Source organism: Prosthecobacter sp. Pr1 (assembly GCF_057652315.1).
The window spans coordinates 363,209-378,558 of sequence record NZ_JBYFBS010000006.1; the positions used below are offsets into that span (position 1 = coordinate 363,209).

15 protein-coding genes are annotated in these 15,350 nt (G+C 59.0%); 11 read left to right on the plus strand and 4 right to left on the minus strand.

What is annotated here, in order from left to right; genetic code table 11:
* The first annotated feature begins 4 nt into the window (after positions 1 to 4).
* Positions 5 to 469, plus strand: coding sequence for a hypothetical protein (locus AC24GY_RS13255; protein WP_422321528.1), 465 nt, complete (start codon positions 5 to 7; stop codon positions 467 to 469).
* On the opposite strand, the gene AC24GY_RS13260 is transcribed toward AC24GY_RS13255, so the two are convergent.
* Entirely contained in the window at positions 470 to 1,477 is a 1,008-nt protein-coding gene (locus AC24GY_RS13260) for a metallophosphoesterase (RefSeq protein ID WP_487683601.1), read from the minus strand.
* Between the two features lie 41 nt (positions 1,478 to 1,518).
* On the opposite strand from AC24GY_RS13260, the gene AC24GY_RS13265 reads away from it, so the two are divergent.
* Both AC24GY_RS13265 and AC24GY_RS13270 read left to right on the plus strand, forming a co-directional pair.
* Positions 1,519 to 2,436 (plus strand): FAD:protein FMN transferase, encoded by a 918-nt coding sequence (locus AC24GY_RS13265; RefSeq protein WP_487683604.1) that lies wholly within the window; start codon positions 1,519 to 1,521, stop codon positions 2,434 to 2,436.
* Positions 2,437 to 2,496: 60 nt separating this feature from the next.
* The gene (locus AC24GY_RS13270; RefSeq protein WP_487683606.1) at positions 2,497 to 4,512 is read left to right on the plus strand and encodes an ATP-dependent DNA helicase; all 2,016 of its coding nucleotides are present in this window, start codon (positions 2,497 to 2,499) and stop codon (positions 4,510 to 4,512) included.
* Positions 4,513 to 4,542: 30 nt separating this feature from the next.
* Here AC24GY_RS13270 and AC24GY_RS13275 read toward each other — a convergent pair whose 3' ends face one another.
* Positions 4,543 to 5,814, minus strand: a complete 1,272-nt coding sequence (locus tag AC24GY_RS13275) for a Glu/Leu/Phe/Val family dehydrogenase (RefSeq protein WP_487683609.1) — start codon at positions 5,812 to 5,814, stop codon at positions 4,543 to 4,545.
* Positions 5,815 to 5,900: 86 nt separating this feature from the next.
* Between AC24GY_RS13275 and deoC the strand changes: the two genes are divergently transcribed.
* The 6 genes from deoC (at position 5,901) to AC24GY_RS13305 (ending at position 11,720) form a co-directional block, all read left to right on the plus strand.
* Positions 5,901 to 6,839, plus strand: coding sequence for a deoxyribose-phosphate aldolase (deoC, locus tag AC24GY_RS13280; protein ID WP_487683612.1), 939 nt, complete (start codon positions 5,901 to 5,903; stop codon positions 6,837 to 6,839).
* 356 nt (positions 6,840 to 7,195) lie between these two features.
* On the plus strand, positions 7,196 to 8,626 hold the full coding sequence (locus AC24GY_RS13285) for an aldehyde dehydrogenase family protein (RefSeq protein WP_487683650.1): 1,431 nt from the start codon (positions 7,196 to 7,198) through the stop codon (positions 8,624 to 8,626).
* A 145-nt stretch (positions 8,627 to 8,771) separates the two neighbouring features.
* Positions 8,772 to 9,641, plus strand: coding sequence for an aldehyde dehydrogenase family protein (locus tag AC24GY_RS13290; RefSeq protein WP_487683616.1), 870 nt, complete (start codon positions 8,772 to 8,774; stop codon positions 9,639 to 9,641).
* Between the two features lie 38 nt (positions 9,642 to 9,679).
* Positions 9,680 to 9,898 carry an addiction module protein gene (locus tag AC24GY_RS13295; protein ID WP_422321521.1) on the plus strand — a complete coding sequence of 73 codons (219 nt, stop codon included), beginning with the start codon at positions 9,680 to 9,682 and terminating at the stop codon, positions 9,896 to 9,898.
* A complete protein-coding gene (locus AC24GY_RS13300) occupies positions 9,895 to 10,200 on the plus strand; it encodes a type II toxin-antitoxin system RelE/ParE family toxin (RefSeq protein ID WP_487683619.1) in 306 nt (101 codons plus the stop codon). The genes AC24GY_RS13295 and AC24GY_RS13300 overlap by 4 nt, the downstream gene beginning before the upstream one ends.
* A 44-nt stretch (positions 10,201 to 10,244) precedes the next feature.
* The gene (locus AC24GY_RS13305; protein ID WP_487683622.1) at positions 10,245 to 11,720 is read left to right on the plus strand and encodes a carboxypeptidase M32; all 1,476 of its coding nucleotides are present in this window, start codon (positions 10,245 to 10,247) and stop codon (positions 11,718 to 11,720) included.
* 6 nt (positions 11,721 to 11,726) lie between these two features.
* Here AC24GY_RS13305 and lexA read toward each other — a convergent pair whose 3' ends face one another.
* Positions 11,727 to 12,362, minus strand: a complete 636-nt coding sequence (lexA, locus tag AC24GY_RS13310; protein WP_422321518.1) for a transcriptional repressor LexA — start codon at positions 12,360 to 12,362, stop codon at positions 11,727 to 11,729.
* Between the two features lie 90 nt (positions 12,363 to 12,452).
* Here lexA and AC24GY_RS13315 point away from each other — a divergent pair, with 90 nt between their 5' ends.
* Both AC24GY_RS13315 and AC24GY_RS13320 read left to right on the plus strand, forming a co-directional pair.
* Positions 12,453 to 13,124, plus strand: a complete 672-nt coding sequence (locus AC24GY_RS13315) for a tetratricopeptide repeat protein (protein WP_487683626.1) — start codon at positions 12,453 to 12,455, stop codon at positions 13,122 to 13,124.
* Positions 13,125 to 13,127: 3 nt separating this feature from the next.
* Positions 13,128 to 14,306, plus strand: coding sequence for an aminotransferase class I/II-fold pyridoxal phosphate-dependent enzyme (locus AC24GY_RS13320; protein WP_487683628.1), 1,179 nt, complete (start codon positions 13,128 to 13,130; stop codon positions 14,304 to 14,306).
* On the opposite strand, the gene AC24GY_RS13325 is transcribed toward AC24GY_RS13320, so the two are convergent.
* Entirely contained in the window at positions 14,297 to 14,908 is a 612-nt protein-coding gene (locus AC24GY_RS13325; protein WP_422321515.1) for a hypothetical protein, read from the minus strand. The two genes, AC24GY_RS13320 and AC24GY_RS13325, sit on opposite strands and share 10 nt — an antisense overlap.
* Positions 14,909 to 15,350: the final 442 nt, after the last annotated feature.

Genomic DNA, 15,350 nt, shown 5'->3' on the forward strand with positions numbered 1-15,350 from the left:
TGTCATGCGCACCCCCGCCGCCCCATCCCCCTTCGCTTTCCTTGCCCTCTGCATCTTGATGCTGCTCACCCCTGCGGCCTGGCTGCATGCGGGTGACAATGAAGACGCCGAGAAAGCCGCCAGCGCCCTGGCCTATGATCAGGAGGCGGAAGGCTACAACATCCGCGCCGAGGTCAGGACCTACGTGCTCGAACCCAAGCTCGGCAAGGCCACCCGCATGCAGCTCTTCAAGGGCAATGAGTACTGTTTCTGCATTGCAGTGCCGAAACATTCCGGAGTCCACGTCACCGGCGCTGTGCTCGACCTCGAAGGCAAACCCTCCGGGGACATCCTGCCTGTGCTCGACGGCTGGGGCTTTGTGCTTTTCTACAAGCCGAAGAAAACCGGCATGTACATGGTGGCCATTCACCAGACGGAGGAGGGCAAGCGCAAAACAGTGCCCTGCGCGATGGTCACCGGCTACAAGTGATCAGCCGATTTTGAAGCTGCCATCCGGCAGCTTCGTCACGGTGTGCAGGACTCCGCCATCCGCCGAGTGATGCGTGAAGGTCAGCGCCTTCGACGTGACCTGCAGATGCGTGAAGCCATGCACGTCCTTGCCAAACGGCACCTCATGCTTGCCATCGAGTTTACGCGTTTTTGCGCCGCCACCGCCTGAGAGCAGATGCGTGGTGAACAGGCCCTTCATCTCCAGATGCTGCAGGTCATGATCGTGGCCGCACAGATAGGCGTGAACCTGATGCTTCTGAAACAGCGGCTCCCACTGCGCGATCAGCTGCTTCGTGTCGCCATGATCGCCGTTTGAGTAAAGCGGGTGGTGACCGATGACGATGGTGAATGGCGCACGCGGTTTCTCCAGCTCCGCCTTGAGCCAGGCGAGCTGCTCCTTTTCCTCCGCCGCGGTCAGTGAGCCGCGTGGTTTCTTCGTCTTCTTGTTCTCGCCGCCCGAAATGGCGGGAAAATTGGTGTCCAGGCAGATGAACGTCACCAGCGGCTTGGTCACGGGTCCGAGATCAAAGCGGTACCACTTCGCCGGCATCTTCCAGCGCACTCCAGGCTGCGCCGCATAGGCCAGCTGCACCTTCTCACCGCCCGGGTTGTCATGGTAGTCGTGGTTTCCCAGCACGCTCCACATCGGCCCCGGAAAGACGCTGGCCGGGTACATCTTCTCGATGTCCTTCTGCCAGCGCGGCGAATCCACGCTAAACCCCTCCTTCACAGGGCCGTAGAAATTATCTCCCAGCATCAGCAGCCCCTCGGTCTTCACGCCATTGTCGCTCACGAATTTCTGCATGGCTCCCGCCACCTTGATCTGGTCCACACCTCCAGTTCCAAAGTCGCCGATCATGAGCAGATGCAGGCCCTCCCTGGCGATCTCAGCAGCAGCCCGATCCGGCCTCACATTCAACGCCAGCGCAGCGGAAGAGCAAAACAGCGTTTGAAGGGCGCGGCGACGGGAAAGGGGGGCTTGATTCATCGTGCTGGCTGAAACGGCAAGCCTCGCCACTTTCTCTCATCATGCGTTTTGCTCTTTTGCTCCTGCTTCTCAGCGGCTGTTCTCGTGATGCCCAGCCTGTCACTCTCGGCGGTCGCACCATGGGCACGACGTGGAGCCTGCGAGTGGATGGTGGGGCTGGCATCATCTCTCAAAAAAAGATACAGCAGCAGCTCGATAGCTGGGAGTCCATCCTCAGCCACTGGCAGGCTGACTCCACCCTTTCGCGCATCAATGCCTCCACCAGCACAGACTGGATCGCCGTGCCGGCTGAACTCGTGGAAGTCGTGGAACTCGCGCAGCAAATTGGCAACGACACCGACCACGCGCTCGACATCACCTTGGCTCCTCTCATTGATCTGTGGGGCTTCGGTGCCAAAGGCAGACGCGACACCACACCCACTGAGGCCGAAATCGCGGGTGCCAAAGCCCAATGCGGCTGGCAGCATCTGCACACCCGACACGATCCCCCTGCCCTGCGCAAAGACATTCCGGAACTGCGCATCAATGTCAGCGCCGTCGCAGAAGGCTGGGCCATGGATCACCTCGCGCAGCATTTGGAATCCAAAGGCATCACCCATTTCCTCCTCGAAATCGGAGGTGAAGTCCTCGCACGCGGTGAATGGCGCGTCGGTATCCAAACACCTGCGGCACCGCCCGGAGAATCTGCACAGACGCTCCGGCTTAAAGATCAATCCATCGCCACCAGCGGTGTCTATCGGCAGCATTTCTCTGCGGATGGGAAAGACTACGCGCACATTCTGGATCCGCGCACGGGTCGCCCCATTGAGCACAAGCTCGCCTCGGTCAGTGTCATTCACCCCAGCGCAGCCCAAGCTGATGGCTTTGCCACGGCTCTGCTGGTCCTGGGACCGCAGGTGGGTCGTCAGCTGGCGGAAAAGCTCGGGCTGCATGTCGTGTGGTTCGAACGCGGAAAATGACCTCTTGCTCAAAAACTCCATTGCCCTGAAGGCTCCGCTCTCTGCTATCACCACCCCCGCATGTTTCACGTCGCTGAAGATCACGAAGAAGGAATGACAGGCCGCATCTCGCGGCCGCCGCTGGCGCCGCGCATGCACTACGCGTTCTCGGATCAGGGCAAGATGTCCGAGTCGCCGCAGTTTGAATATCGACCGCAACAGCAGCGCATGGCGGAGCTGGTCGGTGCGGCGCTGGACGGCAATCACGCCTTTGTGTGCGAAGCTGCAACGGGTGTCGGCAAGTCTCTCGCCTACCTTGTTCCCGCCGTCACGTTTGCCCTGGAGCAGAAGCGCAAGGCCATCATCTGCACCCATACGATCAATCTGCAGGAGCAGCTCATCACGAAGGACATTCCCATCGTGAAACAGCTCATCGGCGATTTCCATGCGGAGATTCTCAAAGGCCGTGGCAACTACATCTGCCCCACGCGTCTCAAGCGAGCGCTCAATGAGTCTGGCGATCTCTTCTCCACCTCCGAAGCCAGCGAATTGAAGATGCTGCTCGACTGGGTGGCCGAAACCGAGGACGGCACGCTGAGTGATCTCGACTTCACGCCAAGCGCACGCGTGTGGTCGCTCGTGTGCAGCGAGCCGCATGCCTGCACCCCCCGTCGCTGCCCGCCCGGCAGCCGCTGCTGGTATCAGGACGTGCGCCGTCGCATGGAGCAGGCGGACGTCGTGGTGCTGAATCACACGCTCTTCTTCACGCTGCTGGCCTCCGCCGATGAAACCAGCACCGAGGACTGCAATTTCCTCTTCCCGCGTGACTTCGTCATTCTCGACGAGGCCCACACCATCGAGAACGTGGCCGCGCGCGCCTTCGGCCTGCACATCAGCGAATCGAACATCAAATTCGAACTCGGCCGCCTGCACAATCCGAAGAGCCGCAAAGGATTCTTCCAGCTCGTGGGCGACAAAGACGGCGTGCGTGAGGTACTGCAGACGCTGGACAGCGTGGACACCTTTTTCCGTGGCGCTGAGGCCGCGTGCAAATTCAACACCATGGGCCGGGAATTCCGCGTGCGCGAAGCAGGCCTGATTGAAGACACACTCAGCCTGCCGCTGCAACGCCTCGCACTGCGTGCCCAGAAAGCAGGCGATGCCGTCGATCGTGAAGGCACGAAACTCGAACTCCTCGATCTTTCCAAACGCCTCACTGCCATTCGTGTCGGCATCAAAGCCTTCCTTGATCAGGAAAACGAAGACCATGTCCATTGGGTGGAGCGCACCAGCCACGAAAACCGCATCGTCTCTTTTCACACCGCGCCCGTCGATGTCGCGCCACGTCTGCGACAGATTTTCTTCGCCAGCCACAAGGCCTGCGTCTTCACCAGCGCCACGCTGGGCATTGGCGATGACACGGAATTGAACTACTTCCGCAATCGCGTCGGCGCTGAGGATGCCCGTGCGGCATGCATTGAGAGCCCCTTCGATTTCAAAAAGCAGATGAAGCTCTATCTGCTCAAAAAAATGCCGCAGCCCTCGGAACCCGGCTACCTCGACCGGCTGGAGCACTGGATCACCCATTTCATCGACCTCAGCAGCGGCCGCGCCTTCATCCTCTTCACCAGCTACAGCCAGATGACCTCCCTGGCCGACAATCTCGAAGCCCACTGTGAAAAACGCGGCTGGCGGCTGCTCGTGCAGGGACGTGGGATGCCACGCCATCAGATGCTCGCTGAATTCAAGAACGACACCCACAGCGTGCTCTGCGGTACCGACAGCTTCTGGACCGGTGTCGATGTGCCCGGCGAAGCCTTGAGCAACGTCATCATCACCCGCCTGCCCTTTGCGGTGCCCGATCATCCGCTGACCGCCTCGCGCATCGAGCACCTCGAAGCACAGGGACTCAATCCCTTCACCGAATACAGCGTGCCCGAGGCCATCCTCAAACTCCGCCAAGGTGTCGGCCGCCTCATCCGTACTGCCACCGACAAAGGCATCTGCGCCATCCTCGACAACCGCATCCTTACCAAGCCGTATGGACGGGCGTTCCTGTCATCCCTGCCGGAATGCCCGACAGAGATTATGCAGTGATCGTGAGACCGGCTGGCGGCCCATTCCACATCATGGGAACAACCCGCGCATCTGCTTCGCCTCATGCACGCGCTGGATGCCCAGGCTCAGAGCGGCGAAGCGCATGCTGACATTGCGTTTGCGGCTGAAATTCAAAGCCTGCACGAAGGCCTGCTCAAGGATGCGGTAGAGTTTGCTCATCACTTCGCCCTCGTCCCAGAAGAAGCTTTGCAAATCCTGCACCCATTCGAAGTAGGAGACGATCACGCCGCCGGCATTGCAGAGAATGTCGGGGATCACGAAGATTTCAGGACGCTGGGCGATGATGGCATCGGCCTCGGGCGTGGTCGGGCCGTTCGCGCCTTCAGCGAGAATGCGGCACTGGATTTTCGCGGCATTTTCACCGGTAATCTGGCGCTCCATTGCGGCGGGAACCAGCACATCGCAGGGCGTGACCAGCAGTTGCTCGTTGGTGATCGCGTCCGCGCCTTCAAAGCCAACGATGCTGCGTGTTTTCGCCACGTGTTCGTCGAGCTTGGCCAGATCAATGCCGTTCGCATTGTGCAAACCACCGAACGCATCGCTCACAGCGATGACCTTGAGTCCCATGCGGTTCAAGGACGCTGCCGCCACGGCACCAACGTTGCCGTAGCCCTGCACCGCCGCCGTCGCGCCCTGGGCTGTAATTCCCACGGTGTCCATCGCGCGAGAAATCAGATAGGCCACGCCGCGACCGGTCGATTCCTTGCGTCCCAGCGAGCCGCCCAAACCCACCGGCTTGCCCGTCACCACCGCCGGCACGCAGTGGCCGCTTTGCAGCGAATACGTGTCCATCATCCAGGCCATGGTCTGCTCATTCGTGCCCATGTCCGGTGCAGGAATGTCGATCTGCGGGCCGATGAACGGGATCAGCTCCTGCGTGTAGCGCCGCGTCACACGCTCCAGTTCATTGAGCGAAAGCGCCCGTGGATCGCAGGTCACGCCCCCTTTGGCACCGCCATACGGCAGGCCGGTGAGCGCACATTTCCAGCTCATCCACATGGCGAGAGCGCCCACTTCTCCCAGTGTCACATCCGGGTGAAAACGCACACCGCCCTTGGTGGGCCCAAGTGTAAGATGATGCTGCACGCGGTAGCCCATGAATACGGTGGTGCTGCCATCGTCACGCCGCACGGGCATGGCCACGGTCACGGCGCGCTTGGGCATTTTCAGACGGTCACGGGCATTTTCAGGAATGTCCAAAAAGTCGGCCACCAGATCAAACTGCTGACAGGCCATGCGAAAAATCGGCGAATCATACACTAGAGGGATCATGTTGCTCATGGTACACAAGCATACGCGGGCCGGAGAATCTGCGAGCACAGATTCTGTCATTGTCAGCAACACGGTCTCACATGTAAATGAGCTCCATGCCAGCCGCCAAAGCGCCCCCCAGCCTCCGTCGTCTCTTTGATGAGATCGGCACAGTCGATCAAGTCGGCATTGAGGAACGTGTGGCGAAATTCACCACACGCAGTCTCAAGAAGAATTCGAAGGTCTTCGGCCTGCGTCTTGCCGTGTCAATGGTCGATCTGACCACGCTCGAAGGCAAGGACACGCCAGGCAAAGTGGCCTCCCTGTGCCAGAAGGCGCTACACCCGCATGATGCGGGAGACATCCCACCCACGGCCGCCGTCTGCGTGTATCCCGCGATGGTGAAGCACGCGAAAAAGCATGTCGGCGGCACCTCGGTGAAAATCGCCTCCGTCGCCACCGCCTTCCCGAGCGGGCAGGCCCCCCTCAAAACCCGCCTCGCCGAAGTCCATGGCGCCGTGAACGATGGCGCCGATGAAATCGACATGGTGATCAATCGCGGCGCCTTTCTCAGCGGTGAATTCGGCCGCATGCAGGATGAGATCTCCGCTGTGGTCGAAGCCTGCGGCCAGTCCACGCTCAAGGTCATTCTCGAAGTCAGCGAGCTCGAAACCTATGACAACATCCGCGCCGCCAGCTTCCTGGCCATGCGCGTGATCCGTCCCGGCGACTTCATCAAGACCAGCACTGGCAAAACTTCTTCCAATGCCACGCTCGGCAACAATCAGGTCATGCTGGAAGCCATCCGCGACCACTTTCTCGCTACTGGCGTTCCCATCTCAATGAAACCCGCCGGTGGCATCCGCACCGCCAAGCAGGCGCTGCACTTCCTCATCGCCGTCAAAGAAACCCTCGGCGATGAATGGCTCAACAACCGCCGCTACCGCTTCGGTGCTTCGGCGTTGTTGAATGACCTCGTGCGCCAGCTCGAAAAAGAACGCACAGGCGCTTATCAGGCCCCGTGGAATTTCAGCGAAGCCACCGAAGGATATTAAGGCCATGATTTTTTTGTTTCTCTCCTCTTTCAACCTCTCGAAACCCTTTTTCACCCTTTTTGGTTTTTTGGCGATTCCATGCGCTGTTTTTTACGCGAGCCCCCGCATTGGACTTCCGGGGTTGCTCCAGCTCGGATTCATTCTTCTCGCGGTCGGAGTAAGATTATGGCGCTTTCCCTCCATGAAGCTCTCTCTGTCCATGCGTTTTCAGGTTGCGTTGATCACCTACCTCCAGGCCACTCTCATCTCGAACGTCATAGCTTTCGCTCTCATTCCTGATCTCCTTCACTAGCGCCATGCCAAAATCGCCTGCCCGAACCAAGGCCAATCCCGCCCGTGAACTCGTCTTCGGCGATCTGTGGGAATACGATCCCGCTCCTGAAACTGCGGACCCGAAGCTGAAACCTCGGTACGATCTGTTCATCAACGGGTCCTTCGTTCCGCCGCGTGCAGGAAAATACTTCGCAACCATCAATCCGGCACATGAAACGAAGATTGCGGACATCGCGATGGCGGATGCTGCGGATGTCGATGCCGCCTGCAAAGCAGCGCAGAAGGCATTCACTAACGTGTGGGGCAAAATGCCGGGAAAGGAGCGCGGCAAATACCTCTATCGCATCGCACGACTGCTCCAGGATCATGCACGTGAGTTTGCCATCGCGGAGACCCTGGATGGTGGGAAGCCCATCAAAGAATCGCGCGATTTCGATGTCCCGATGGCGGCGGCGCATTTCTTTTATCACGCAGGCTGGGCGGACAAGCTGGAGCATCTCTCGCCCGGCAGGCAGCTCTCGCCGCATGGCGTGGTGGGGCAGGTCATTCCGTGGAATTTTCCCCTGCTCATGCTCGCATGGAAAATCGCACCGGCTCTCGCGGCGGGAAATTGCGTGGTGTTGAAACCGGCGGAGACCACCAGCATCACCGCGCTGAAGTTTGGCGAAATCTGCCAGGAGGCAGGCCTGCCAAACGGCGTGGTGAACATCGTCAGTGGCGCGGCAGAAACGGGCGCGGCGGTGATCAGCCACCCGCTGACAGCGAAGGTGGCCTTCACCGGCAGTACCGAAGTGGGCAAGAGCATCATGCGCAGCCTCGCAGGCACAGACAAGAAGCTCACGCTCGAACTCGGCGGCAAGGCTGCGAACATCGTCTTCGATGATGCGCCGCTGGATCAGGCCGTGGAGGGCATCGTGAACGGCATCTTCTTCAATCAAGGTCATGTCTGCTGCGCGGGCTCCCGCCTGCTGGTGCAGGAAAGCATCGCCGATGCCGTGCTCGCCAAACTGAAGCGCCGCATTGCGGTGCTGCGCGTGGGTGATCCGATGGACAAGAACACCGACCTCGGCGCCATCAACAGCCGCGAGCAGCTCAGCAAAATCACCGAACTCGTCCAAAGCGGTGTCGCTGAAGGCGCGGAGAAGTACGACAACGGCTGCAAGCTTCCCGCCAAAGGCTTCTTCTTCCGCCCGACGATCTTTACCAACGTCAGCATGAGCCACCGCATCGCCCGCGAAGAAATCTTCGGCCCCGTGCTGAGCATCCTCACCTTCCGCACACCTGAGGAAGCCGTCGAAAAAGCCAACAACACGCCCTACGGCCTCAGCGCCGGCGTCTGGACCGACAAAGGCAGCCGCATCCTCAAGATGAGCACCCTCCTCAAAGCCGGCGTCGTTTGGGCCAACACTTACAACAAGTTTGATCCGACGAGTCCTTTTGGAGGATATAAAGAGAGCGGATTTGGGCGTGAGGGTGGGAAGCAGGGGATGCTGGATTATTTACGCGTGGATTGATGCGGTGCCTTTTTGACAGGATTTACAAGATGACAGAATTCCAGGATTTCCCCAAACCATCACACTCCACCTGAATACTTCCGAATCATCCATACCCAATCCTGTGATCCTGCAATTCTGTTAATCCTGTCCCAATCCGTTGCTTATGTCTCATCGTCTCTCCATCACCAAAACCCCCAAATGCTACGTCGGCGGAGCCTTCATCCGCAGCGAGAGCGGACGCGTGACGGCGTTGCACGATGCTTCCGGTGCGTTCTTCGCCAACATCCCGCAATGCACACGCAAGGACCTGCGCAATGCCGTGGAAGCAGCAGCCAAAGTGGGCCCCGGCTGGGCCAAGCGCTCGGCCTTCAACCGTGGGCAGATTTTATACCGCCTCGCAGAGATGATGGAATCACGCGCTGCTGAACTGGCCGAAGCGGTGGCATTGGGCGGCGCTTCAAAAGCAGACGCCTCTCATGAAGTCGCCGCCAGCATCGAGCGCGTGGTCCACTACGCCGGCTGGACGGACAAATATGAGCAGATCCTCGGCAGCGTGAACCCCGTCGCCTCCGCTCATTTCAATTTCACCGTGACGGAACCGATGGGAATCATTGGCGTCATCGCACCCGATGACTCACCGCTGCTGGCCTTGGTTTCATTGATCCTGCCCGCCATCACCAGTGGCAACTGCGTCGCCGCGCTTGCCAGCAGCACCCAGCCCTATCCAAGCATCCTCCTGGGAGAAATGATGGCCACCAGCGATCTCCCCGGCGGGGTGGTCAATCTGCTGACTGGCCAGCGCAGCGAGATGCTGCCCACCTTTGCCATGCATGAACACCTCCGCGCACTGAGCGGCGCGGTGAACGCTGCAGACCGCAAGACTCTGAAACTCGGCGCGGCGGAAAGCGTGAAGCGCGTGCGCTTGCTGAAGTCCGAGGAACCCATCGACTGGTTCGATGACAAGATGCAGGGCTTAGAGGAAATCCGCTCGCTGATCGAATTCAAGACTACGTGGCATCCGGTGGCTGCTTGAGGCTTGCGGCATTGAGGGAAGAAGATAATCTTGTACTCATGTTCGTCGAATCCGACATCGAGCACATGACCGTAGCAGAGCGCTTCCAAGCCATGGAGGTGATATGGGGCTCATTGCTGAAATCGCCCGAAGACGTGTCGTCGCCCTCCTGGCACGGAGATGTTCTATCCAAACGTCTGGCCAAGGTTGAGGCAGGTCAGGGAAAGTTTCTCACGCTTGAAGAACTCAAAGGACGACTTGGCCTGCCCCGGTCATGAAGAGAGTCATCATCCTGGAGGAAGCGGCGGAAGACATCGAAGCCGCACGTGACTTCTATGATGAAATCGAGCAGGGGGTTGGAGATTACTTTCTCCGGCGCATTGTCGAAGACCTCGAGCAGCTGACGGCGCTCAGCGGTATTCATGGTCTCCACTTTGGTTTTCATCGGATGCTTTCTGAGAAGTTTCCTTTCGGCATCTACTACCGAGAAACAGCTGGCGAAACGCAGGTGTTTGCGATTCTCGACCTTCGCCGCGAACCGACATGGATTCGCGCCGAGCTTCACAACAGGAACTCGTGAATCGTGCTTGAAGATGACTTCGGTCACTGTCAGTTCATTCACACATGACCGCCTACCAATCTCTCCGCGAAGTTGTTTCTGAAATCGCCCTGCTCACTTCCACCGAAGCGGTGCTGGGCTGGGACCAGGAAACTTACATGCCAGCGCATGCTCTGGAGCACCGGGCGCGGCAGTTGTCCTATCTGACAGGAAAAGCGCACAGTCTGCTGACCTCAAAGAAAACGCTGAAGCTGCTGGAGCGCGCTGAAGCAGAGACGCAGGAAAATCCAACCCACGCAGCAAACGTGCGCGGACTGCGCCGCGACATCGACCGTGCGACGAAGCTGCCGCAAAAACTCGTGGAGGAGGAAAGCGAGGTCTGCGCGCATGCCAAGGCGGCATGGGTGGAAGCACGGGGGAAATCCAACTTCTCCATGTTTGCCCCCCATCTAGAGAAGGTGCTGGGCATCGCACGCAAAAAGGCAGATCTGTTTGGCTACGAAGATGAGCCTTACGATGCGCTGCTGGATCTCTACGAGCGTGGTGCGAAAACACGCGAAGTGGCCGCGCTGTTTGCCAAGCTGCGCCCGCAGCTGGCCGAAATCGCCCGCGAGGCCGTGGCCAAATCTGCCAAGGTGAAGCCGGGCACGCTCAAAGGTCGTTATCCGATCGAAAAGCAGCAGATTCTGAACCGCGAAATCGCACAAAGCCTGGGGTTTGATTTCGAGGCGGGTCGCATCGACACGACAGCACATCCCTTCTGCACCACCCTTGGCCCCGGCGACGTTCGGCTGACGACGCGCTATGACGACAAGGATTTCCTGTCCTCGCTCTTCGGCGTGATGCACGAAGCCGGTCACGGATTGTATGAGCAGGGGCTGCCGGGTCTGGACTACGGCCTGCCGAGCGGCAGCGCTGCCTCACTAGGCATCCACGAATCACAAAGCCGTCTGTGGGAAAATCACGTGGGCCGCAGCCTCACCTTCTGGGCCAAGTGGCTGCCCCGCGCGCAGGAGCTCTTCCCGCACCTGCGCAAAGTAAAACTCGATGCCTTCATGAAGGAGATGCTGCGCAGCGAGTTCAGCTTCATCCGCGTGGAGGCTGACGAAGCCACGTATGATCTCCACATCCTCCTGCGCTTCGGCATCGAGCGCCGCCTCGTGAAGGGCGAGCTTGCCGTCCAGGACGTGCCAAAGGTGTGGAACGAGGAGTATCGCGAACTCTTTGGCATGACACCTCCGGACGACCGTCACGGCTGCCTGCAGGACATTCACTGGAGCATGGGCGGACTGGGTTATTTCGCCACCTACACCCTGGGGAACCTCAATGCCGCCCAGCTTTTCGCTTCTGCGAAAAAGAATCGGAAGATCGCAGCCTCCTTGGAAAAATGCGACTACGCGCCGCTGCTGCACTGGCTGCGGGAAAACGTGCACAGCAAAGGTGCCGCCCTGCTGCCCCAGGAGATCATCACGCAGGCGACGGGCAAACCAACCGATGCCAAGTGGCACATCAAACACCTGCGCGAGCGCTACGTCGGCTGATCAGGGTCAGCCCTGACGCACATGCCGGATGAGCCCGATCATGACGCCTTGGATGAGAAGTTCACGTGCCGGCAGAAGATCAGGAAATTCGGGATTCTCAGCCTGAAGGTAGGGCTGAGAATCTTTGACCACGTAGCGCTTCAAGGTGCTCTCACCATCGATGAGTGCGGCGACGATGTCTTTTGGGCGCGGTTCGCGAATTTCGAGAATGACGAGGTCGCCATCGCCGATGAGAGCGCCGATCATGGATTCGCCACGCACTTTCAGGGCGAAGCTTTTCGCCGAGCGTGGAATGCCGAGGGTGTTCACATCCACAGAGATGCAGCGGTCGGCATGCTGCACCATGTCAGCTGCGGCCATGCCGGCGGGAATCTGGCCGAACACAGGAATATCGACGATTTCAGCGCGGTCGAGATCTTCCGGAAAAACCACGGCGCGGGCTTTGTGCGCGTGGCGCTGGATGACACCTTTTTTTTCCAGCGCACGCAGATGGCTCATCGCGGCGGTCTGGCTGGAAAAGCCGAAGTGGCGCTGGATGTCACGCGTGGAGGGCATCACACCGTTCGTGCGCTGGTAGCTGCGCAGGTACTCGAGGAGTTCCTGCTGGCGGGCCGTAAGGCGGGAGTCAGTGTCGGTGAACATGATAAATTAGGGCTGTTCGGGCGAACATTCCCTCTCATGCTCCGTACGCAAGATGTTTTCCTGCGCCAATTTCAGCGCATAGTCACTGCCATGTTGTGTTCGAATCCCCTGAAAATCTCCGCGCTGCTGGTTCTGGCCACGGTCAGCCATGCCCAGGAGGCTGCACCGATCAACCCGGCCAAGATGGATAAAACCGGCATGCTGCCCCCTTTCACCAAGGTGTTGGGTGAACGTGCAGCAGCAGCCTTCGGCAAGCAGGACTGGCCCGCAGCCCGCAAGGCCTACCAAGAAATGCTGGAGCTCGACGATGGCAATGCCCTCATCTGGGCCAATCTGGGTGCCGTGGAGCAGCAGGCAGGAAACACCAAGCAAGCCATCGAATGCTTTGAAAAATCCGTGCAGATCAACCCGCAGCTCGCGCAAACGTGGACGGCCCTGGGGCTGCTGCTGCAAAAGCAGGGAGACACCTACCGTGCCATTTCCTGCTTCACCCGGGCCATTCACGAAGAGCCCGAGGATGCGCGCGCTCATAATTACCTGGCCATCGCCGCCAAAGGCCTGGGCTGGACGGATGCGGCCGAAGCAGAACTGCAGCGCGCGATCGAACTGAAGCCGGATTACGGCATCGCTCATTTCAACATGGCCCTGATGCTTCTGGAGCGCCGACCGCCTGCCATCGAGCTGGCGCGCAGGCACTATGAGAAGGCACTGGCCCTCGGTGTGGCAAAAGACGACGTGGTGGAACGCCGGCTGAAGGAGTGACGCATGCAGGAACGCACCGACCCATGGGACATCACTGCTCAGCTGGATGAGCTGCGTACGCAGGGACTCTGGCGCGAGCTGCGCCCACTTGATGAGCTGAACGGAGTCACCGTGCGCGCCGATGGCCGCGAGTGGATTAATTTTTCTTCCAACGACTACCTCGGCCTGGCGCACTCCATTGAGATGAAGCAGACGCTTGCCGAAGGCATCGTCAAATACGGCGGTGGCTCCGGTGCTTCACGTCTGGTGTGCGGCACCCATCGTGCGCATGCCGAGCTGGAGGAAGCCTTGGCGGATTTCAAAGGTACAGCCGCCGCGCTGACCTTCAGCAGTGGCTTTGCCGTGGCTCTGGGGACGATTCCGGCGCTCATGGGTGCAGGCGACACGATCATCCTCGACAAACTCTGCCATTCCAGTCTCGTCGATGCAGCACGCTTGAGCGGAGCAACGATCCGTGTCTTTCCCCACAACCACCTCGAAAAACTCGAACGTCTGCTGCAAACGGCCAAAGGGCGCGTGCTCGTCGTTACAGAGTCGATTTTCAGCATGGATGGCGATGCCGCCCCGCTGCGGGAGATTGCAGAACTTAAGGCCAGATACGGTGCCTGGCTGCTGGTGGACGAAGCCCATGCCGTGGGTGTTTTGGGCCCGCAGGGGCGGGGGCTCGCCGCCGCACTCGGCGTGGATCAGCAGGTGGATCTGCATCTGGGCACCCTGAGCAAGGCCTTCGGCCTCAGCGGTGGCTATCTAGCGGCCTCACGCCAGGTCATTGACCTGCTGATCAACCGTGCACGCAGCTTCATCTACTCCACCGCCCCTCCCGTTCATTTGGCCCATGCGCTGAGCTCCATTTTGAAACTGATTCGCGGTGAGAGTGGCGATGCCTTGAGGGCCCATGTCCTCAGCCATGCAGCGCAAACCCAAGCCCTGCTGTCTGAAATCGGCGTCACTTCACCGCCCGGCCCGGCAGCCATTCTGCCGGTCATTCTGGGTGAAGCGTCACGGGCTCTGGAAGTCAGTGCTCGCCTGCGTGAGGCTGGCTTCCTCATTCCCTGCATCCGCTATCCTACCGTCGCCCGCGGCAGCGCCAGACTGCGCATCACCGTAAGCGCCTTGCACACTGCCGCACAGATCCAAGCTCTGGGCAGCGTCCTGCGAGAAACGCTTGAGCCTCAAGGCTGAGACAACTGCCCAACAATCTCCAGCGCCCGTTTTCTAGCATCCTTGATCTCCTGCGGGTTCAGAGAAACGCCATTCTTTCCCGACGCCATCAAATTGGTGCGCTCCTGCCGATGCTGCAGGAACAAAACGTGACCGAGTTCATGGGCCGTCACGCGGGCCACGGGGTTGCCTGAGCCGCCAGAAACCTTATGAAATTCAGGATTTTCGCAGACCACCACCGGCTCGCCGTAAAAAAAGCCGTTGGGACCCATGTCCTTCACAAAACAAACGTCAATGGCGGTGGGACTGAACAGATCCGTTGGAATCGCTTTTTTGACCCAGTCTCGATCCTTGATGTACCACCTTTTAGGGGCGAGATTGAGTGCTTGCAGGTTGTCAATCGCCTCCAGTTCGAATCGAATGCCAGCCTGGGCCCAGATGTCGTTCACTTCATCAAAAAGGGCACGTGTTTCATTTTCCTTAAGTGTCGTTTGCAACCTTGGATTCGTAATGGACCGCATTAAATGCACCCGGACTCGCAAATGAATGAGGGGAAACGGCTCACTGGAATGCAATGGCAATGACCACACTATGAGCAAAGTAAAAATCAGCAGACGAGTCATGACAAGGGTTAGCCATCTTCTGCAATCCGTTCAATGTCAATATTTCACCGATTTTGGCATGAAGGCTGCTTTACATAGATCAATCATATAATTAAGGCAGCAATTAAGGATGCAAAAATTTGTTCCATAATTGCAAAAATTGCTTTTCACGTGTTACGGCCCCTGCTAGTTTTGGGGCTGAACGGCTCACGTACTTTGGGTTAAAGCACATGCTTTGATCCATCCCATGCGAGTGTCCGACCTCAACCAACCAACCTAATACCAAACTAATCAGACTATGAAATTGAACGCATTGCTGAAAACGCTGGGGTTCTTGGCACTGGCCGCCACTCCCGTTGTGGCCGGACCATCCGCTCCTGCTCCTAAAAACCCAATCGCTCCCGCTCCGGTGAACGATGACCTCGGCATCACCGCCTCCATCGGCTATGACTCCAACTACGTC